Here is a 20,964-nt window from a genome sequence, read left to right as displayed (position 1 = left end):
ACCTTCAAACTAAAAACGGAGGCCGCAAGGCCTCCGTTTTCTCATTCGCGGTTGGTTGGCCGCTTACCCCAGCCGGCCCGCCGCATGCGCCAGCAGCGTGTACACCAGACCCGTCTCCGAGGTCAGGTGGCTGCGCAGCTCCTGCGGGCCGCGGCCGTCGCGGGCGACTTCGTCGAGCAGGCGCTCGAATTCGGCGACGTAGCGGTCGACCGTGCCCTTGAAGTTGCGGTCGGCGCGGTACTTGCGGGCGACCTCGTCGAAGGCCTTCTGGCCGGCGGGCGTGTAGAGGCGCTTGGTGAACGCCTTGTTCTCGCCGCGCTGGTAGCGGTCCCACATCTCGGCCGCGAGGTTGCGGTCCATCAACCGGCCGATGTCGAGCGACAGCGATTCCAGCGGATTGCTGCTGGCCTGTGGGGCCTGCGGCTGCGGCGCGGTTGCGGCGCGGCCACGGGGAGCCTCACGTCCGGTCGGTGCACCCTGGTTGGCGTCGGTCCGGTTGAGCAGGTCCGACAGCCAGCCGTCACGGCCCTGGTCGTTGCCAACAGGGGCGACCGGCGGCGCTTCGGTGCGGCGCGAGGGCGCCGGCATGCCGAGGTCCGGCGGCGGCAGCGTGGACGCGCTGCCGGTGTCGCGCATGCGGGTCTCGGCGGCGCGAGCGCCCGCAACGGCCATCATCGGCTCTTCCTGGCGCTGGACGGCGACGGAGGCGCGGCCCGCCGTGGTGACGTCGAGGCCACGGCCGTGCTGGGCCACGATGCGGTTGAGCTCGGCGAGCGCCTCGATCTGGTCGACGATCACCTTGCGCATCTGCGCCGTGCTCTCGGCGGCCTCCTGCGGCATCTCGAGCACGCCGCGGCGCAGCTCGTTGCGGGTGGCTTCGAGCTCGTTGTGCATCTCGAAGGCCATCTGCTTCATGCTCGACACGAGGTTGGTGAACTTCTCGGTCGACTGCTTGAACATCGCATCCGCCTCGTCGGTGGTCTGGCGGTAGATGTCGTGCATGGCATCGATGGTCTGCCGGTGCTCCTCTTCCGACGCCGCGCGCACCGCCTCGAACTGGCGGGTGATCGCGGCGGAGCCGGCGCCGGCGGTCTCGGCGACGACGCGGGCGATGTCGCGGGCACGCTCTTCGGCCGCGGCCAGCGATTCATCGAGCAGGCCGGTGAAGCGCGACAGCCGCTGGTCGAGATCGGCGGTACGCAGGTCGATCGTGGTGACCAGCGATTCCAGCGCCTGCTTGCGCTCGGCGAGCGAGGCGGTGGTGTTCTTGTTGCTCTGCTCGACGACCTGCGCGGCTTCGACCAGCGCCTTGCCGTGCGCGTCGAACTGGGTCGACAACTCGCCGAGGTCCTGGAGTGCCTTGGTGGTCTTGCTGTTGAAGACGTTGAGCTGCTCTTCCAGGTTCTGCGTCGCCGCACCGTTGCGCGAGGTGACGTCGTTCATCGCCGAGACGAAGTCGGCGACGCGCGTCACCAGCGCCCGCTCGAGCGAGTTGAGGTTGTCGTGCGCACCGGTCAGCACCTCCTGGAGCAGGATGTTGCCTTCGCGCAGACGTTCGAACAGCGCCACCGTGTCGGTGCGCAGGATCTTGCTGGTCTCCTGCATCTCGGTGACGGCCGCGATCGAGACCTGGCGCGACTGGTCGATCGCCGAACGCGAGGCCTGCTCGAGGTCCTTGAGCGACTTGCCGACCGCGCTGGTGGCGATCTCGCTCGCCGCGTTGATGGTGCGGGCGACTTCCGAGCCGTTGCCCATCATGGTCTGCGAGAAGGCCTGGCCGCGCGTCTCGATCGACTTCAGCGCGTCCGAGGTGACGCGGTCGATGTCGAGGGTCAGCTGGCTGGTCTTCGAGCCGATCGCGTCGACCAGCGCGCCGCGCTTGGCGTCGATCATGTTCGACAGGCGGTCGGCCTGCTGCTGCACGTAGGTGACGATCTCGTCGGTCTTGCCGGTCATGGCCTGGCCGAAGCTCGAGCTGGCGGCGAGCACCGAACGCTCGACGTCGGAGGAGCTCGACTTGACCCGCGAGCTCGCCTCGTTGGAGGCCGAGATCAGCGCGTTCTGGGCGTTGAGCGCGCTGGTCTGGATGTCGTTGGTCGCATTCGCGGTGGCCGAGCTCAGCGTACGCTCGATCTCGGTCGAGATCGCGCGGATCTGGCTTGCGGCGTCCGCCGAGGTCGAGGTCAGCGAGGTCTGGGCCTCGCGGGCGCTGTTGAGGATGGTCGAGGCGGTGTCGGCGCCGACCGCGGTCAGCGTACGCTCGATGTCCGTGGTCAGCGACTTGATCTGGCTCGCCGCGTCGGTCGACGCGGAGATCAGCGAGCCCTGGGCCTCGCGCACGCCGCTGGTGAGCGCCTCGATGGTGGCGCCGCCGGCGGTCGCCAGCGCGCGCTGCATCTCGGCCGCGAGCGAACGGACCTGGCTGGTCTGCTCGGCCGAGACCGTGAGCAGGGTGCTCTGGGCGTCGCGGGCGCTGGTGGTGATCGTCTCGGCGGTCGACTGGCCGACCTGCGAGAGCGAACGGTGCACTTCGGCCGCGAGCGACTTGACCTGGTTGGCTGCCTCGGAAGACGCCGTGACCAGCATGTTCTGCGCTTCGCGCGCGCCGGCCGTGATGGTTTCAGCGGTCGAAGTGCCGGCCATCGTCAGCGAGCGCTGCACGTCGGCCGTGAGCGACTTGACCTGGCCCGCCGCGTCCGCGGTTCCGGCAACTAGGGTGTTCTGGGCCTCACGCGCGCCGCTGGTGAGGATCTCGGCGGTCGAGGTGCCGGCCATCGTCAGCGAACGCTGCACGTCGGAGGACAGCGCCTTGATCTGGTTGGCGGTCTCGCTCGAGGCCGCGATCAACGCGCTCTGGGCGTCGCGCGCCCCGGCGGTGATCGATTCCGCGGTGGTGGTGCCGGCCAGCGACAGCGAACGCTGCACATCGGCGGTGAGCGTCTTGACATGGTTGGCGGCGTCCGAGGACGCCGTGACGAGGGTGGTCTGCACCTCGCGGGCGCCGGCCAGGATCGAGGCCGCGGTGGCAGAACCTGCCGCCGACAGCGTGCGTTCGACGTCGGCCGCGAGCCCCTTGATCTGGTTGGAGGCGTCGCCCGACGCCGCGATGAGAGTCGACTGCGCATCGCGGGCGCTGGTCAGGATCGAGTTCGCTGCACCGGTGCCGACCGCGGTCAGTGCCTGTTCGACCTCGGCTGAGGTCATCTTGAGCTGGGCGTTGACGTCGGAGGAGACCGTCATCAGCGACTGCTGGGCGGTGCGCGCGCCGGTCTGGATCGTCTCGCTGGTGTTGACGACGAGGTTGGTGAGCGAGCGCTCGGCGTCCTCGACATGCGAGCGGATCGCGGTCGAGATCATCTCGGCGCGAGACATCATGTCCTCGCTGGCCTGGCGGCCGCTGCTCTCGATGCGGCCAGCGACGGCTTCGACGCGCGAGCCGAGCAGGTCCTCGAACTGCGCCACGCGCACGTCGATGTCGCTCGCGACCGAGCCGACCTTGGTCTCGATGGCCCGCTGGATGTCCTGGAACCGTGCCGTGACCGTGTCGGTTAGATGCGTGGTGCGGCCGTCGATGACCTCGGTGACGCCGGTGATGCGGCGGTCCACCGCCTCGATCGCCTGGGCGGTGCCGTCGGTGAGGGTCGAGGTCAGCAGCGTCAGGCGCGTGTCGATCGACTGCACGGCCTGCGACGCGCCGTTGGTCACCGTGGTGGTGAGGTAGGTGAGGCGGCTATCGATGGATTCGAGCGCCTGAGAGGCGCCGCCGGTGAGCGTCGTCGTGAGGTGGGTCAGACGGGTGTCGATCGACTGGATGGTCTGCGACGCGCCGTCGGTCAGCGTGCTCGTGAGGTGGGTGAGGCGGTTGTCGATCGACTGGATCGCCTGCGCGGCGCCGTCGGTCAGCGACGAGGCGAGCGTCTCGATGCGCCCGTCGATCGTCTCGGTCATCGACTTCGCACGGCTGTCGAACGACTGTTCGAGCGCGGTGACGCGGCCGCCGAGTTGCTCGTCGAAGGTCTTGATGTGGCCTTCGATCGTGGAGTCGAGGCCGGCGATCTTGCCGTTCAGCGAAGCGTCGAAATTGCTGACGCGGTCGCCGATGGTGGTCTCGAACTGCATCAGGCGCTGGTCGAGGATCGCGGTGATCTCGCCGCCGTTGGCGGTGAAGCGGGTGTCGAAATTCTCGACATAGGTCTTCAGCGATTCATGGATGTCCTGCGTGCGCTGGCCCATGCGCTCGACGATCTCGCCGCCGAAGGTCTTCACGGTGCGGTCGAACTCGGAGATGTGGCGCGTGATCAGGGCGCCCAGCGTGCCGGAGTCGCGGGCGAACTTCTCGACCAGCTCGGTGCCCTGGTTCCTGACCAGCTCGTCGAACGCGCTCATCTGCAGCGACAACGAGTCGTGCGCGGTCTCGGTCTGGCTGACGACCTTGGCGACGAGGGTGTTGACGGTGGCGTCGAGCGCCTCGCTCGCCTTGTCGCCGCTCGTCATGATCTGGCCGGCGAGGCGGTTGCCCGCGTCGTCGATCTTGGCGGAAAGGTCGTTGGAGCGCAGCTCGAGCTCGAGCAGCAGCGAGTCCGAGGAATTCTTCAGGCTGTCGTGCACCTGCTCGGTGCGCTCGGAGATGCCGTCGACGATCGCGGCGGAGCGCTGCTCGAATTCGCCGGTGATGCGGTCGATGCGCTCGTTCAGCATCTCGTGGACGCGGTCGGCGAGGTCGACGAACTCGTCGTGGACGTGGCCGGTCTTGAAGTTGAGGCTGGTGGTCAGCCGCTCGCTGGCATCGAGCACGGCGCGCGTGGTCTCGTTGCTAGCCTCCTCGAGGCGGTCGAGCAGGTCGCCGCCGCGCTCGCCGAGCGCCAGGATCATGTTGTCGCCGGCATTGCTCAGCGCGCTGGTGATGTGGGCGCCGCGCTCCTCGAGCGCGCCGGTGATGGATTTGGCGACCTCGTCGACGCGCGAGGCGATCGCGTCGGAGATCAGTGCGATGTCGTGGCGCAGATCGATCTGCACGCCGGAGATGGCGCTGCGGACCTGCTCGGCCTGGCCGACCAGATTGTCGCGCTGATGCGCGATGTCCTGGAGCAGGGCGCGGATGCGCACTTCGTTGTCGGAATAGGCGCGCTCCAGCGCGGCGACCTCGTTGGCCACCAGCGTCTCGAGTTCGCCGGCGCGTGCGATCGCGCGCTCGATGCCGTCGCCCATCGCCGCGACTTCGCGGCGGATGGCCTGGCCGACAGTGACCATGGAATCGGAGGCCGAGCCCTCGGGCTCGGAGAAGCGGATCGCGACCTGCGCCATCGCCTGCGCGATCATGCGCATTTCCTGGCCGCGCCAGACGAGGCTGGCGAGGAAGTAGAACAGCATGATCGGCGCGAAGAACATCGCGATCAGGCCGGCGATGACGAGCACGCCGCCGCTCTGGCCCATGGCGGCCTGGATCGAGGGCAGGAAGCCGAAGGTCAGCGCGGCGCAGGCCGCGAGCCAGACGCCGGCGAAGATGGTGGCGAAAGTATAGACGCTGCGGGCAGGGCGGCCCTTCTGAAGCGCCTGGAGCAGCTGGCCGATGGTCTCGCGGTCGTCATTGGCGGCGCGGCGCGAAGAGCGGGGCTCCTCGACCGGGTCGAACACGGTCGACCGCTCGTTGGCGGCAGGGCGCGGCTCGAAGCTCGGCTCGTCGAAGATCGGGGGCGGCGCCACCGAGGGCGCGGGCTCGTTGCGCATCGAGGCGTTGCGGCTGGTGTCCGCGGCCGTGTCGCTAATGTTCAGGGCTTCCTGGATCGCAGAAAGCGCAACTTCTGTGGGGTCTTTGACCTTTTTCGGAGTGTTCGCCATGTTCAGTCCGAGCCCTCGTTACTTGTACGCGTCCCCCCGCGAGCCCTGCGCGCTACGCAAGCCCACAGACCGGATCATGCCGCTTGCGCGGATCTCCGAGCCGTCCCCACCCGGACGGCTTGTCCGCCAATTTCTGCAACATCCTATTGGCAGAGCGTCGCGAATGAAATGCCCGCGATTAAGACAATCTTAATCATCGTTAACAGGATCGCGCCGTAACGCCTTAGCAATAAATGCAATTCTCCACTGAACTTGGCCGATTGCGGCAACTTTTCGTCAATAAACTGGCAGAACTGCGTCGCCGACCCCCAACATTTCGTTAACCATTTCCATGCTTGGGTGAGGCGAACGCACCGCCGGACCGGCGGAACCGTCGCGCGATGCCGGGGCCTTTCGCCATGACGCCTGAACTGCAACGGATGGACTGGATGCCCTCGCCCCCGCTTGCACCTATCGACAGCCCGCTCGACCTCGAGCACCTCTCCCGGATGACGCTCGGCGATGCGGAGCTGGAGCAGGAAGTGCTGGCCATGTTCGCCGAGCAGGCGGTCCGCCTGATGGCGGCGACGGCGGGACTGCCGGCCGAGGCCGGCGCACTTGCCCACAAGCTCAAGGGGTCGGCCCGCGGGATCGGCGCCTTTGCGGTAGCCGATGCCGCAGCGAGCCTGGAGACCGCGATCCAGACCGGCCACAACGAGCGCCACGCCTTCGCGGCGTTGAAGGAGGCGGTGACCGAGGCCCGCGCCGCCATCGAGGCGATCCTGAAGTCTTGAGGCCACGCGGCCGAGCCGGATTCTAGTCTCTTGTTTTGACGCATTTTCTTGCCGCAAAGCGGCATTTACTTCGTCGCAAAACCCTATGGCGCCGGGCTGATCGACCCGTTATAGGACAGCCCGGACCCTCCTTCATTCCCAGCACCGCGGCAGCACGAGCACACATGGCCAAGATTCACTTTGTCGACCACAAGGGCGAAACCCGCACGGTGGAAATCGAGAACGGCGCAACCGTGATGGAAGCCGCGATCCGCAACAGCATTCCCGGCGTCGAGGCCGAATGCGGCGGCGCCTGCGCCTGCGCGACCTGCCATGTCTATGTCGACGAAGCCTGGCGCGAGAAGGTCGGCAGCCCGACGCCGATGGAAGAGGACATGCTCGACTTCGGCTTCGACGTTCGCCCGAATTCGCGCCTGTCCTGCCAGATCAAGGTCAGCGACGATCTCGATGGTCTCGTCGTGTCGACGCCGGAACGTCAGGCCTGATTGGGTCGGCCTGATAGACCTGGTCCTGCCCTTTTTGAGTTGAACTAGAGGGTCGGCGGCGCGACCTCGATGCCGCGCTTGTGCCAGGGTCTGAGCTTCTCGACGATCTCCGCGCTGAGCGGCGCGGGCCGCCGTGTCGCCTCGTCGAGCATGACGCCGACCGACATCGCCGAGGCGATGCATTTGCCTTCCGAGAACACGACCTGCTCGAAGGTCACGGACGTCCGTCCCAGCTTCACGACGCCGAGGCCGAGCTCGATCGTGTTCGGCCAGTGCAGTTCGGCGCGGAAATGGATGTCGAGCCGCACCATGATCCAGGCGAGTCCCGGCGGCGTCAGCCCGTATTCGGGGCTCTTCATCAGCGTGACACGGCCGGTCTCGAAATAGGTGGCGTAGACGGCGTTGTTGACGTGCTGGTTGGGATCGAGATCGCCGAAGCGGACGTTGTCGCTGAGGCGGTAAGGAAAGTCCTCCAGGCGCGGCGTCGTATCGAGGCGACTAGGTGCGTTCACCGATTGATCTCCGTCATATCCTTGCTGGTTACAGCCCAGTTATCCTGCCCCGGCAAGTGGGCGCGGCCGCGGGGCGCTCCCGCTTTTATGCCTTCCCTGATCCATCCCCGTTGGCTAGACAGGCGGGGTCACCTCTGCCCAAAGGGCGCCGTCCAACAGATAACGACAGACAAAGAGACGACATGAGCGACGCGATCAAAACCGATGTGCTGATTATTGGCGCCGGCCCCTGCGGTCTGTTCGCCGCCTTCGAGCTTGGCCTTCTCGACATGAAGACGCATTTCGTCGACATCCTCGACAAGGTCGGCGGCCAGTGTGCCGAGCTCTATCCGGAAAAGCCGATCTACGACATTCCCGGCATTCCGCAGGTTTCGGGGCAGGGCCTCACGGACGCGCTGATGGAGCAGATCAAGCCGTTCCATCCGACCTTCCATCTCGGCGAGATGGTCGAGACCGTGGAGAAGATCGGCGATCCCTTGTTTCGCTGCACCACGGATGCGGGCAAGGTGTTCGAATGCAAGGTGCTGGTGATCGCGGCCGGCGGCGGCTCGTTCCAGCCCAAGCGTCCGCCGGTGCCGGGCATCGAGGCCTATGAAGGCACCTCGGTCCATTACGCCGTGCGCAAGATGGAAACGTTCCGCGACAAGAACGTGCTGATCGTCGGCGGCGGCGATTCCGCGCTCGACTGGACGCTCAATCTGCATCCGATCGCCAAGCGCATCACGCTGCTGCACCGGCGCGACGAGTTTCGCGCCGCGCCTCACAGCGTCGAGCAGATGCGGGCGCTGGTTGCCGGCGGCAAGATGGATCTGCGGCTCGGCCAGGTCACCGCGCTCTCCGGTGCCGACGGCAAACTCAGTGGTGCCACCGTCAAGGGCAACGACAACAGCATCAGCGAAGTCGCCTGCGACACCATGCTGCCGTTCTTCGGACTGACCATGAAGCTCGGTCCGGTCGCGAATTGGGGCATTGCGCTGGAGAACAATCTGGTGCCGGTCGAGACCTCCGCGTTCGAGACCAACGTGCCCGGCATCTTCGCGATCGGCGACATCAACACCTATCCCGGCAAGATCAAGCTGATCCTGTGCGGCTTCCACGAGGGCGCGCTGATGTCGCAAAAAGCCCATCGCTACGTTTATCCGGAGAAGCGGCTCGTGTTCCAGTACACGACCTCGTCCTCCAGCCTGCAAAAGAAGCTCGGTGTCAACTGACGGCAACGGGCGGCAAGGGGTTGCCCCATGTTTCTGGTGCTGGAACCGTTCGCGAAATCGCCGTAGTCTGCGGCCATTCCGGTCGTGGACTAACAAGGTGATCTAATGCGGAATTTTTCCAGCTTTCGGCTGCTCCCCTTCCTCGCGCTCGCATTGTCGCTCGCGACGGTGACACCGTCTGCGGCGCAGACCGCCGAGCCCACGGCGGCGGGCCTGTGGCAGAAGGTCGAAGACGGCAAGACGGTCGGATGGTTTCTCTTCATCGACCGCAACGGCATCTTCGAAGGCGTGATCGCAAAGACCTTCCCGCGCCCCGGCGACGATCCGAACGAGATCTGCAGCAAGTGTACCGACGACCGCAAGAACGCGCCTGTGCTCGGCATCTCCTTCGTCCGCAACATGAAGCGCGAAGGCTTGAAGTACGAAGGCGGCAACGTGCTCAATCCGCGCGATGGCCAGATCTGGAAGGCCAACATGAAGGTCAGTCCCGACGGTCAGACCTTGACGCTGCGCGGCTATCTCGGGATTTCGCTGCTCGGCAAGGACGAGGCCTGGACGCGCCTGCCTGACGCCAACATCGCCCAGGTCGATCCCGCCATCGTGGCAAAATATCTGCCCGCGCAGGCGGCGGCGACCAAGCCGCCGGCACCCGCACCGAAGAAGGGCGGCGGCATGATGATGGCACCGGCGAAGCAGTAGACCGGTTGCGGTCTTCTTGAGCATCGCCGTCTCGGCGTCGGATTTTGATCCTAGGCCGCATCCGTCGAAAGGCGGATGCCTTTGCGCCTGCGGCAGTAGTTCCCCGGAATGCGCGCTGGCAGCGGATTTGCATAGTTATCGTCAGCTGCTGGGGGAACGAGTCGCCGGTGCCGCGCCGGATTCAAGGCGCGGGCAACGGATGGCGTTGTCGTCCCCCGCACGGATCATTGTGATCGCGGGACGACGAGATGAAATTTTCAAGCTTGTGCGCAGCGACGCTGCTGGGCGTGACGTCGCTTCTGACATTCCCGGCCCAGGCGCGTGACGACGGGCGCTACGCCAACTCGCCGTTGAAACCCTGGTTCGAAAGCCTGCACAGCGAATTCGGCCAGTGCTGCACCGACGCCGACGGCTACATCATTGCCGACGTCGATTGGGAGTCCGATCGCGGCCGCTACCGCGTCCGCATCGACGACGAGTGGGTCGTGGTGCCCGACGGTGCCGTGATCACCGTGCCGAACAAGATCGGCCGCACCATGGTGTGGAAGCACTATATCGACGGTCATCCGCGCGTGCGCTGCTTCATGCCGGGCAGCATGACCTGAAAACGCTGACGGCGCCCGCACCGGATGCAGGCGCCGCAAGCGATGCGGTAGGTTTTAGCGCGCCTCGCTTTCCGAATTTGCACTCGCAAGCCGCTTGACGCGCGGCGACAACACCGAGACCTGTGCGGGCGAGGCGGGCATGCCGGCGACGATCATGGTGGGCGCGGTCGACTGCTCCTCGACACCGGCACCGCCGAGCACCTGCACCTGGGTCGCCGAGATCGGCAACGACTTCACTTCGTAAGAGGGAAGCTCTCCGGCGAACGCGCAGGTCGAGCTCGCAATCACGTCGCTGGCGAGGGCAATCATTGTGAGAACACGCATTGGAAAATCTCCGTTGAAGATGTCAATCGGAGGTTTGGTCGTGACGATGCCGGAACAGGTTCGCTCCTGTGCGAACATTCATGTGTCCATTGACGAACTTCTTGATTGCGTCAGGCGACAGCACGAAATGGCGACGAAGTTTTCCGCGCCAATGTTTCCGGACGGTTTCGCGGAGACCCAAGTCGGCGCTTCAGGTCACCGGCGCCGGATTGAACAGCGTGAGATCGTTGTGGATGCCCCAGCGGTCCGACCATGGCTTGGTGCGGCCGGAGGCGACATCGAGGATCAGGCGGAACAGGTCCCAGCCGCATTCCTCGATGGTCTTCTCGCCGGTGGCGATGCTGCCTGAATCGAAGTCGATCAGGTCCTTCCAGCGCCGCGCGAGCTCGCTGCGGGTCGCGACCTTGATCACGGGCGCCGCTGCAAGGCCGTAGGGCGTGCCGCGGCCAGTGGTGAACACCTGCAGCGTCATGCCGGAGGCGAGCTGGAGCGTGCCGCAGATGAAGTCGCTTGCCGGCGTTGCCGCGAACAGCATGCCCTTCTGCGTCGCCTTCTCGCCCGGCGAGAGCACGCCGGTGATCGCGGATGATCCGGACTTGACGATCGAGCCGAGCGATTTCTCGACGATGTTGGCGAGGCCGCCCTTCTTGTTGCCGGGCGTGGTGTTGGCGCTGCGGTCGGCGCCGCCGCGGGCCAGATAAGAATCGTACCAGGCCATCTCGCGCACCAGCGCGCGGCCGACATCCTCGTTGATCGCGCGCCGCGTGAGGAGCTGGATGGCGTCGCGCACCTCGGTGACCTCCGAGAACATCACGGTCGCGCCGGCGCGCACCAGGAGGTCCGCGGCAAAGCCGACGGCGGGATTCGCGGTGACGCCGGAGAAGGCGTCGCTGCCGCCGCATTGCAGGCCGATGACGAGATCGGAGGCCGGGCAGGTCTCGCGTGTGCGCTTGTTGAGGATCTTCAGGCGGGCTTCCGCCTGGGTCATGATGGCATCGACGATCGCGCCAAAGCCGTCGAAGGCTTCGTCCTGCATCCGCACGATGGCATCGCTGACGCCCTCCGGCACCAGCCGCTCGGGCGCGAGTTTTTCGCAGCCGAGGCCGACCACCAGAATCTCGCCGCCGAAATTCGGGTTGAGCGCGAGGTTCTGCAGCGTGCGGATCGGCACCACGGCGTCGGGCGCGGTGATGGCGACGCCGCAGCCATAGGCGTGGGTCAGCGGCACGACGTCGTCGACGTTGGGGTACTTCGGCAGCAGCTCGGCGCGGATGCGCTTCACCGCATATTCCATCGTGCCCTTGACGCATTGCACGGAGGAGGAGATGCCCAGAATGTTTTTCGTGCCGACCGAGCCGTCCGGATTGCGGTAGCCCTCGAACGTAAAACCTTCGAGCGGCGGCAACGGGGCGGGGACGGCGGTGGAGATCTCGAGCTTGTCGAGGTCGGGGGCCTCCGGCATGCGGATGCGCGCCTCGTCCACCCATTCTCCGGCCAGGATCGGCGACAACGCATAGCCGATGATCTCGCCGTAGCGGATGATCGGCGCGCCTTCCGCGATGTCGACCAGCGCCGTCTTGTGCCCCTGCGGCACGAAGGCGCGCAGCGTCAGCCCGCTGGCGAAGCGGGAGCCGGCGGGAAGCCCGAAATCATTGACCACGATCGCGACATTGTCGCGATCGTTGAGCTTGATGTAGCGGGGCTGCTCTTTCGCTGCGACGTCCTGGTCCATGGGAGGACTCCGTCTTGTAGGGCGGGTCAGCCGTAGGCGTAACCCGCCACCTCTCTCGATGCTGGAAGATAGGAGGCGGGTTACGCCAGCGCACTGCGCTTTGCGCAGCCGCCGGCTAGCCCGCCCTACGAACGTGCATCAGCCCGGGAACGTATAGGCCGTCTTCACCGTGGTGTAGAACTCGCGGGCGTAGGAGCCCTGCTCGCGGGCGCCGTAGCTCGAGCCCTTCCGGCCGCCGAACGGCACGTGATAGTCGACGCCGGCGGTCGGCAGATTGACCATCACCATGCCGGACTCGCTGTTGCGCTTGTAGTGCGTGGCGTATTTCAGGCTGGTGGTGCAGATGCCGGAGGCAAGGCCGAACTCGGTGTCGTTGGAGATGGCGAGGGCCTCTTCGTAGTTCTTGGCGCGGATGACGGCGGCGACCGGGCCGAAGATCTCCTCACGCGCGATGCGCATGTTGTTGTTGGCTTCGGTGAACAGGGCCGGCGCGAGATAATGGCCGGGGTTCTCGCGCTTGAGCAGCTCGCCGCCGAAGGCGAGCTTGGCGCCCTCGTCCTGGCCGATCTTGATGTAGCGCAGATCCTGGTCGAGCTGGCTCTGGTCGACCACGGGGCCGATATGCACGCCGGCCTTGAGTGCGTCGTCGACCGACAGGCTGTTCAGGCGCTCAGCCACCGCCGCGACGAAGCGGTCGTGGATGCCTTCGGTGACGATCAGGCGGGAGGAGGCGGTGCAGCGCTGACCGGTCGAGAAATAGGCGCCGTTGACGGCGACCTCGACGGCGGTCTTGAGGTCGGCGTCGTCGAGCACGACCAGCGGATTCTTGCCGCCCATCTCGAGCTGGAATTTCTTCATGGGGTTCGAGAGCACGCAGGCCTGCGCGATCTTGCGCCCCGTCTGCACCGAGCCGGTGAAGGAGATCGCGGCGACGTCCGGGTGCTCGAGCAGGGTCTGGCCGACCACCGAGCCTGAGCCGACCACGAGGTTGAACACGCCGGCGGGAATGCCGGAGCGGGTGATGATCTCGGCGAGCGCGTGCCCGGAGCCGGGCACCAGCTCGGCCGGCTTGAACACGACGGTGTTGCCGTAGCAGAGCGCCGGCGCGATCTTCCAGGCGGGGATCGCAATCGGGAAATTCCAGGGCGTGATCATGCCGACGACGCCGACGGGCTCACGCGTGAGCTCGACGTCGAGGCCGGGGCGAACCGAGGCGCCCTTCTCGCCGATCAGGCGCAGCGCCTCGCCGGCGAAAAACGCGAAGATCTGGCCGGCGCGGGCGACTTCGCCGATGCCCTCGGGGAGGGTCTTGCCTTCCTCGCGGGCGAGCAGGCGGCCGAGCTCTTCCTTGCGGGCGAGAATTTCCAGCGAAATCTTGTTCAGCGCGTCGAAGCGCGCCTGCGGCGTCGACTGCGCCCAGGCGGGGAAGGCGGCCTTGGCGGCGGCGATCGCCTTCTCGGTCTGCGCCTTGTCGGCCTTGGCGTATTCGCCGACAACGTCGTTGGTGTTGGAGGGGTTGATGTTCCTGGTGACGCCCGAGCCGTCGACCCATTCGCCGCCGATGAAGTTCTTAAGGATCGCAGTCATCGTTTCCTCCATATTCAAGGGGCATGATCCTGATCGGAAACCGGTGTCCACTTTTCCGGGATCAGGCCTGAGTGTTTACCGTACCAGGCACGGACGCTTGTCGTCGAAGGTCCAGCCGGGGATCAGGTCCTGCATGGCAATAGCGTCATCCCGGGCGCCAAGTCCATGCTGCTTGTAGAGGTCATGCGCGGCGTCGATAGCGGCCCTGTCGATTTCGACGCCCAGGCCCGGCCTGTCAGGCACGGCGATCTTGCCGCCCTTGATCTGAAGCGGCTCTCGGGTCAGCGCCTGACCGTCCTGCCAGATCCAGTGGGTGTCGATCGCGGTGACCTTGCCGGGGGCGGCGGCGCCGACATGGGTGAACATGGCCAGCGAAATGTCGAAATGGTTGTTGGAATGCGAGCCCCAGGTCAGGCCATTGTCGCGGCAGGTCTGGGCGACGCGCACCGAGCCCTGCATGGTCCAGAAATGGGGATCGGCCAGCGGGATGTCTACCGCCCCCAGGCGCAGCGCATGGGAGAGCTGCCGCCAGTCGGTCGCGATCATGTTGGTCGCGGTGGGCAGCCCGGTGGCGCGGCGGAACTCGGCCATGATCTCGCGGCCGGAGAAGCCGGCCTCCGCGCCGCAGGGATCCTCGGCATAGGCGAGGATGCCGTGCATGCCCTTGCAAAGCTTGATCGCCTCGTCGAGCGACCAGGCGCCGTTGGGGTCGAGCGTCACGCGCGCGTTGGGAAAACGCTTTGCGATGGCGGTGACGGCCTCGATCTCCCGCTCGCCGCGCAGCACGCCGCCCTTCAGCTTGAAGTCGGCGAAGCCGTAATGGTCGTGGGTGGCTTCCGCGAGCCGCACCACGGCCTCCGGCGTCATCGCCTCCTGGTGGCGGAGGTTGAACCATTCGGGTTTGCCGGTCTCGCCGCTGACGTAGCTGAGCTTGCTCTTGCGCCGATCGCCGACGAAGAAGAGATAACCGAGCGTCTCGACGCTGCTGCGCTGCTGGCCTTCGCCGAGCAGGGCGGCGACCGGCAGGTTGAGGTGCTGACCCAGCAGATCAAGCAGCGCGGATTCGATCGCGGTGACCGCGTGGATCATCACGCGCAGATCGAAGGTCTGCTTGCCGCGGCCGCCGGCATCGCGGTCGGCGAAAGCCGTGCGGACGTCGGCGAGGATGTTGTTCATCGCGCCGACGGTCTTGCCGATCACGAGGTCGCGCGCGTCCTGCAGCGTCTGCCAGATCTTCTGCCCGCCCGGCACCTCGCCGACGCCGGTGTGGCCGGCATTGTCGGTGAGGATGATGATGTTGCGGGTGAAGAACGGCGCGTGCGCGCCGCTCAGATTGAGGAGCATGCTGTCGCGGCCGGCGACCGGGATCACCTGCATCGCCGTGACGATTGGTGCGCCGGAAATCTCGGTCAGGGCCATCGCTCGCTCCTCGTTGTGGTCGGCCTATTCTGCCGCCTGTTGTGTCGATCGGATGGCGGGCAGATTCTTCACCAGCGCGGTCACTTCCGCGATCTCCTGCTCGGTGAGGTCGGTGAGCGGAGGGCGGACCGGGCCGGAGTCGCGGCCGATCACCTTCATGCCGGCCTTGATGATCGAGACCGCATAGCCCTTCTTGCGGTTGCGGATCGCGATCAGCGGCAGGATGAAATCCTTCAAGCCGGCCTGGATCGTGGCGTGGTCGCGCTTGCGCACGGCCGCGTAGAAATTGGTGGCGAATTCCGGCACGAAGTTGAACACGGCGGAGGAATAGGTCGTCACGCCCATGTCGAGATAGGGCAGCGCGAAGGTCTCCGCGGTCGGCAGGCCGCCGACATAGGTCAGGCGGTCGCCGAGCTTGGTGTAGACGCGGGTCATCAGCTCGATGTCGCCGATGCCGTCCTTGTAGCCGACGAGGTTCGGACAGCGCTCGGCAAGGCGGGCGAGCGTGTCGGGCTGCAGGATGGCGTTGTCGCGGTTGTAGACGATGACGCCGATCTTCACGGCCGCGCAGACTGCCTCGACATGGGCGGCAAGGCCCTCCTGCTCGGCATGGGTGAGATAGGGCGGCAGCAGCAACAAACCGTCGGCGCCGGCCTTTTCCGCGCCGATCGCGATCTCGCGCGCGATCGCCGTGCCGTAGCCGGTGCCGGCGAGCACGGGCACGCGGCCCTTGGTCTCGTCGACGGCAACCTTCACGACTTCAGGAACTTCGGTCGGCGTCAGCGAGAAGAATTCGCCGGTGCCGCCGGCGGCGAACAGGCCCGCGACGTCGTAGCCGCACAGCCAGTCCATGTTGGCGCGGTAGGTCGCCTCGTCGAAGGAGTAGTCAGCCTTGAATGGCGTGACGGGAAAGGACAGGAGGCCGGATCCGATCTTCTGGGCCATTTCCTGCGGGGTCATCTTGCTCACGGGCGCTGTTCCCTTCGTGCGTGTTGTGGAGGACGCGGGCCTCGATGCCTGCGCGTCCATGCGCCGTGGTTTAGGAGACCGTTCGATGCGGGTCCAAGCTAAAGCCTATATCGACCGATGCGGATTGAGCATCAATCCTCCGCCACCTCCGCGGAGGACAATTCACCGGCGATTTTGACCAGTGCCGAGAGCAGCGGATTCTCGTCGTCGCGGCGCCAGACCATGAACAACTCGACCGGCACGCGGCCCCGCAGCTTGAGCGGACGCAGCCGGACGTCGGAAATCTTCAGGCCCGCAGCCGCGGCCGGCACGATGGCAAGGCCGAGTCCGGCGCGGACCATGGCGAGGATCGAGTGGATCTGGCTGAGATGCTGGACATAGCGCGGCAGCACGTCGGCGCGGGTGAATTGCGCCACCAGGAGATCGTGGAAGTAGCGGCTCTCATAGGGCGAATACATCACGAAGGGCTGGTCGTCGAAATCCTTGATGGTGATGCTGTCGGCGCTCGCCAGCGGATGCTTCTTCGGGATCGCGGCGAGCAGGGGCTCGGCGACGACGCGGCGGCTGGTGAGCTCGGGCCGCGCGATCGGCGGCCGGAGCAGGCCGGCGTCGATCTGGCCCGAAGTCAGCGCCTCGAACTGGTCGCCCGACACCATCTCCTTCAGCGAGAAATCCACCTCGGGCAATTTTGCGCGGCAGGCTGCGACCAGTTCCGGCAGGAAGCCGTAGGCGGCGGCCGCGGTGAAGCCGATCTTCAGCGAGCCGGTCTTGCCGAGCGCGATGCGTCGGGCGACCTGCGAGGCGCTTTCCGCCAGCTTCAGGATGCGCCGCGCCTCCGGCAGGAAGCTGCGCCCGGCAGGGGTGAGGCGGACCGAGCGGCTGGTGCGCTCCAGCAGCGGCGCATCGATGATGTGCTCGAGCACCTGGATCTGCCGGGACAGCGGCGGCTGGGTCATGTTCAGCCGCGCGGCGGCGCGGCCGAAATGCAGTTCTTCGGCCACCGTGACGAAACAGCGGAGCTGGTTGAGGTCGAACATCGATACATGCCTTAGATGAATAAGGCGTTTCCCCGGGACTTCTAGCATCGATCACCCCCAAAAACAAAGACGGCGGCTTCTGAGGGCCGCCGTTGAGTTGCCTGGTCAAGCTCCCATGGGAGCCCTCAGGAGGAACGTTTGAGCGTCACCCGCTCGATCTTGCCGACGATGACGAGGTAGGCGAACGCCGCCACCAACGCGTTGAGGCCGACGAACACCAGTGCGCCGTTGAACGAGCCGGTCGCGGCCAGGATGTAGCCGATCACGATCGGCGTGGTGATCGAGGAGAGGTTGCCGAAGGTGTTGAACAGGCCGCCGGAGACGCCGCCGGCTTCCTTCGGCGAGGTGTCGGAAACGACGGCCCAGCCGAGCGCGCCGATGCCCTTGCCGAAGAAGGCGAGCGCCATGAAGCCGACCACCAGCGCCTGTCCGTCGACATAGTTGCAGGCGATGATCGACATCGACAGCAGCATGCCGCCGACGATCGGGATCTTGCGCGCCATGGTCAGCGAGCCGGTCCGGCGCAGGATCGCGTCCGAGATGATGCCGCCGAGCACGCCGCCGATGAAGCCGCACAGCGCCGGCAGGGTCGCGACGAAGCCGGCCTGCAGAATCGACAGGCCGCGCTCCTTGACGAGGTAGACCGGAAACCAGGTCAGGAAGAAATAGGTCAACGTGTTGATGCAGTATTGGCCGAGATAGACGCCGAGCATCATGCGGTTGGAGAGCAGCTGGCGGATGTGGTCCCAGCCGGAGCCGGCCTCGGGCGACCGCGCGCGCGGCAGGTCGTCCTTGGGCGCGTCGAGATCGACCAGCGCGCCGCCGTTCTTGATGTAGTCGAACTCGGCCTCGTTGATCGAGGGATGCTCCTTCGGGCCGTAGATGGTCTTGAGCCAGGCGAAGCCCATGACGATGCCGAGCGCGCCCATCACGAAGAACACGAAGCGCCAGCCGTACGAGTGGGCGATCCAGCCCATCAGCGGCGCGAAGATCACGGTCGCGAAATACTGTCCGGAGTTGAAGAAGGCCGACGCAGTGCCGCGCTCATTGCCCGGAAACCAAGCGGCGACGATGCGGGCATTGGCGGGAAAGGACGGCGCTTCCGCGACGCCGACCAGGAGGCGGAGCGCGAACAGCACCACGACGGCCGTGCCGGCGCTGAGGAAGCCGACCCAGCCCTGCATCAGCGTGAACAGCGACCAGATGATGATGCTGAAGGCATAGACGAGGCGCGAGCCGTAACGGTCGAGCAGCCAGCCGCCCGGCACCTGCGCCACGACATAGGACCAGCCGAACGCCGAGAAGATCCAGCCCATGGCGACGGGATCGAGATGCAGCTCCTTGGAGAGTGCGGGACCTGCGATCGACAGCGTGGCGCGGTCGGCATAATTCACTGTCGTGACCAGGAACAACATGGTCACGATGAACAGCCTGACGCGAGATCGCCTCACGTCCGCTGCGGACACCACTGCGCTCATCAGGCGCCTCCTTGAAACTCGAACATTTCCTCCAGGCGACTCCTAGAGGCGCGTGCGGCGGAGTGTCCAAGTTCAAGGCAGTATCGATCGATGCCGTTTTTGGATTGATGGAACGGCAGATGAGGGGAACGATTGCGTGGAGATGGCGAATGCGCTCACAGCGCACTCCATGGTCATTCCCCGCGCAGGCGGGGAATTCAGCATGCCGCAGCGTCTCGATTCAATTGCAGCTGTTACGGATTATTGGATCGTCCGGCTGCGCGGACGATGACATTGAGTTTGCGAAGGCAGCGTTGCTTACTGCTGCGCGCTCGGCAACAGCTGCGGCAGCACCCCGCGCGTCACGCCCGGCGGCACGGCATCCAGTCCGAGCACGGCACTCGCGGCCGGCAATGCCGCATCCGCCATCGCCGCATGCCCCTCGGCGCTCGGGTGCACCGCGCCGCCATAGACGGCGGAGAGCACGCCCCATGTGGCGTCGTGGATGTCGGTCGGCTGGCTCGCCGCCGGCAGCCCTTGCGGATAGGTCATCGCGGCGAAGTAGCTGTCGTTGGCGTCGCGGATCCAGCGCCCGCGGGGCAGGTAGGCGCGGTATTCCGAGGCGCCACGGCCGCACAGCATCGGCTGGCTCGCTGCGCTCACGATATCAGGATTGAAGCTCTGGCCGTTCTCGGCAAAGCAGGCGCGGTCGAATTCGGGATCGTTGCCCGAATGCGCGCAAAAGCCGTGATCGGCGAAGGCGGCCTGATGCGCATCAACGAAGGTCATGCGGTCGGCCTCGGGATCGCGGCACAGCGCGCCGCGGGTGCAGGTGGCGAGCGCCTTCAATTGGGGCAAGAACTCGGTGTCGACGAAGGTCGAGACGCGGGCGAGGCGCTGCGGGTCGGCGTTGAAGGACGGATGGATGTCGAACCCGGCGCGGCCGCCACGGCAGGGCACGCCGCCATCGGCAAGCGCGGGATTGGCGTAGGAGACATAGACGACGTGGGAGAGATCGCCGCCGACCAGCGGCTTCAAGGCCTCGCGCAGCTTGACGAAGTTCTGCGGCAGCTCGCGGGCCAGCGCATCGCGGGAATCGTCGACGCTCGCCATCACGCCGGAGCGGCGAAACAGCGCCCGCTCGGTCGCGGTGTCGACGATGACGTCGGCGACCAGGCCGGAGAAATAGACATCGTTGGCGCCGGCCGAGATCAGCACGAGGTCGAGCGTGCGATCGGGCTGGCGCTTCTTCGCCGCGGTCAGCGCCTCGCGCAGCTCGGCGACCTGGGCGTTCACGCTGGTGTTGCAGACCCCGGTCTTGCCGGGCGGGCATTCGCGGGCGCGCTGCGAGCCGAGCAGCCCGTCGCTGATGCTGGCACCGGTGCAGGCGAGCGGCAGATAGGTCACGGCAATGTGGGTGTAGCGCACCGCGAGGGCCAGCGCGGTGCGCGTCTGGTAGCTGTACAGCGAGCGGTGGCAGGGCGCGTTGAACCAGAGCGCACTGTAGCGTTGCCAGTTGGCGAGCGTATCCGGCGCCTCGCAGGCGCGGCCGCCCTTGTAGCCGTGGCGGCTCGGCCGATAGTACTGTCCGCCGGCGGTGCCGAGATAAGAGCGGAAGCAGAAACCTTCGTCGGACAGCGCCAGCGGCCGGTCCGGATTGCCCTCGCCCGAGGCGATGCTGTCGCCGAGGCCGGCGACGAAGATGTCGCGGACCTGAATCTCGGTCTGGATCTTCTGGGTTGGATCGGAGCCGGAGGAGACATCGACGGTCGCGACCGTCGGCTTGCCGTAGCGGACACGCAAATTGATCGGCTCGGCGCAATCGAAGGTCGATTGTTGCGGGCCGTCGCCGTCGTCGAACGACCAGGCGCAGATGGCGCCGACCGGCACCGCGCCGACGAGGCGTACGGTGACGGGATGGTCGATCGGGGTGAGGTAGTTTTCCTTGGTGTTGTCGCGGGTGCAGGGCTGGTTGACGCGGCCCTGGAGGTCGATGCAGAGGCGGTTGACCATGTTGCGGGCCCAGCCGCGGCCTTCGCTCTGCTGCTCCAGCGATTGTTCTGCGGCGAGGATGTTGCGGTTACGCGCATTCTCGACATGGAGCAGGAAGTCGCGCTCCTCGCGGAACAGCCGGAAGCGATTACGTACCTCCCAACTGATCTGCAGCGTGCCGGCATCCTGGGCGGCGGCGCGTTCTGCCGGCAAAACGGTCAAAAGCCCGGCCAGCAGCAGGGCGCAGGCGGAGAGGGTACGAAGGAATACAGGGATCATGGCCCGCGTCTTCAACGGCAAAGTTGAGGCGGAAATAAGAGAGCA

The 20,964-nt window shown here is 66.2% G+C and carries 15 protein-coding genes; 5 read left to right on the top strand and 10 right to left on the bottom strand.

Annotated elements, in window-relative coordinates; genetic code table 11:
• Positions 1 to 63 precede the first annotated feature (63 nt).
• Positions 64 to 5,838 carry an apolipoprotein A-IV repeat region-like domain-containing protein gene (locus AC0WRY_RS24120; RefSeq protein WP_259214320.1) on the bottom strand — a complete coding sequence of 1,925 codons (5,775 nt, stop codon included), beginning with the start codon at positions 5,836 to 5,838 and terminating at the stop codon, positions 64 to 66.
• Between the two features lie 398 nt (positions 5,839 to 6,236).
• On the opposite strand from AC0WRY_RS24120, the gene AC0WRY_RS24115 reads away from it, so the two are divergent.
• Together AC0WRY_RS24115 and AC0WRY_RS24110 are read left to right on the top strand one after the other, a co-directional pair.
• On the top strand, positions 6,237 to 6,611 hold the full coding sequence (locus AC0WRY_RS24115) for an Hpt domain-containing protein (RefSeq protein WP_491121290.1): 375 nt from the start codon (positions 6,237 to 6,239) through the stop codon (positions 6,609 to 6,611).
• 164 nt (positions 6,612 to 6,775) lie between these two features.
• A complete protein-coding gene (locus AC0WRY_RS24110; protein ID WP_194403286.1) occupies positions 6,776 to 7,096 on the top strand; it encodes a 2Fe-2S iron-sulfur cluster-binding protein in 321 nt (106 codons plus the stop codon).
• A gap of 44 nt (positions 7,097 to 7,140) precedes the next feature.
• On the opposite strand, the gene AC0WRY_RS24105 is transcribed toward AC0WRY_RS24110, so the two are convergent.
• Positions 7,141 to 7,608 (bottom strand): acyl-CoA thioesterase, encoded by a 468-nt coding sequence (locus tag AC0WRY_RS24105; RefSeq protein WP_285807086.1) that lies wholly within the window; start codon positions 7,606 to 7,608, stop codon positions 7,141 to 7,143.
• 182 nt (positions 7,609 to 7,790) lie between these two features.
• On the opposite strand from AC0WRY_RS24105, the gene AC0WRY_RS24100 reads away from it, so the two are divergent.
• From AC0WRY_RS24100 to AC0WRY_RS24090, 3 genes are all read left to right on the top strand, one after another.
• The gene (locus AC0WRY_RS24100) at positions 7,791 to 8,819 is read left to right on the top strand and encodes an NAD(P)/FAD-dependent oxidoreductase (RefSeq protein WP_491121287.1); all 1,029 of its coding nucleotides are present in this window, start codon (positions 7,791 to 7,793) and stop codon (positions 8,817 to 8,819) included.
• A gap of 105 nt (positions 8,820 to 8,924) precedes the next feature.
• Positions 8,925 to 9,518 (top strand): DUF2147 domain-containing protein, encoded by a 594-nt coding sequence (locus AC0WRY_RS24095; protein WP_194403283.1) that lies wholly within the window; start codon positions 8,925 to 8,927, stop codon positions 9,516 to 9,518.
• Between the two features lie 248 nt (positions 9,519 to 9,766).
• Positions 9,767 to 10,123 (top strand): hypothetical protein, encoded by a 357-nt coding sequence (locus tag AC0WRY_RS24090; RefSeq protein ID WP_491121285.1) that lies wholly within the window; start codon positions 9,767 to 9,769, stop codon positions 10,121 to 10,123.
• 54 nt (positions 10,124 to 10,177) lie between these two features.
• Here the strand turns inward: AC0WRY_RS24090 and AC0WRY_RS24085 are convergent, their stop codons facing one another.
• The 8 genes from AC0WRY_RS24085 to AC0WRY_RS24050 form a co-directional block, all read right to left on the bottom strand.
• Complete coding sequence (locus AC0WRY_RS24085) at positions 10,178 to 10,447, bottom strand: hypothetical protein (RefSeq protein ID WP_491121283.1); 270 nt, start codon at positions 10,445 to 10,447, stop codon at positions 10,178 to 10,180.
• A gap of 190 nt (positions 10,448 to 10,637) precedes the next feature.
• A complete protein-coding gene (gene garD, locus AC0WRY_RS24080; RefSeq protein WP_491121281.1) occupies positions 10,638 to 12,179 on the bottom strand; it encodes a galactarate dehydratase in 1,542 nt (513 codons plus the stop codon).
• A gap of 138 nt (positions 12,180 to 12,317) precedes the next feature.
• Positions 12,318 to 13,766, bottom strand: a complete 1,449-nt coding sequence (locus AC0WRY_RS24075; protein WP_491121279.1) for an aldehyde dehydrogenase family protein — start codon at positions 13,764 to 13,766, stop codon at positions 12,318 to 12,320.
• A gap of 75 nt (positions 13,767 to 13,841) precedes the next feature.
• Positions 13,842 to 15,185, bottom strand: a complete 1,344-nt coding sequence (gene gudD, locus AC0WRY_RS24070) for a glucarate dehydratase (RefSeq protein ID WP_491121277.1) — start codon at positions 15,183 to 15,185, stop codon at positions 13,842 to 13,844.
• A gap of 24 nt (positions 15,186 to 15,209) precedes the next feature.
• Positions 15,210 to 16,154: a 5-dehydro-4-deoxyglucarate dehydratase gene (gene kdgD / locus AC0WRY_RS24065; protein ID WP_259214290.1), complete on the bottom strand. Its 945-nt coding sequence runs from the start codon at positions 16,152 to 16,154 to the stop codon at positions 15,210 to 15,212.
• A gap of 131 nt (positions 16,155 to 16,285) precedes the next feature.
• The gene (locus AC0WRY_RS24060; protein ID WP_194403276.1) at positions 16,286 to 17,191 is read right to left on the bottom strand and encodes a LysR family transcriptional regulator; all 906 of its coding nucleotides are present in this window, start codon (positions 17,189 to 17,191) and stop codon (positions 16,286 to 16,288) included.
• A gap of 125 nt (positions 17,192 to 17,316) precedes the next feature.
• Positions 17,317 to 18,669 (bottom strand): MFS transporter, encoded by a 1,353-nt coding sequence (locus tag AC0WRY_RS24055; protein WP_259214283.1) that lies wholly within the window; start codon positions 18,667 to 18,669, stop codon positions 17,317 to 17,319.
• Positions 18,670 to 18,966: 297 nt separating this feature from the next.
• Positions 18,967 to 20,919, bottom strand: coding sequence for an SGNH/GDSL hydrolase family protein (locus tag AC0WRY_RS24050; RefSeq protein WP_491121274.1), 1,953 nt, complete (start codon positions 20,917 to 20,919; stop codon positions 18,967 to 18,969).
• Between the last annotated feature and the right edge of the window lie 45 nt (positions 20,920 to 20,964).

Source organism: Bradyrhizobium sp. T-12 (assembly GCF_058314695.1).
The sequence above is the reverse complement of the archived record's forward strand: the minus strand, read 5'-3'. Positions and strand labels throughout refer to the sequence as shown.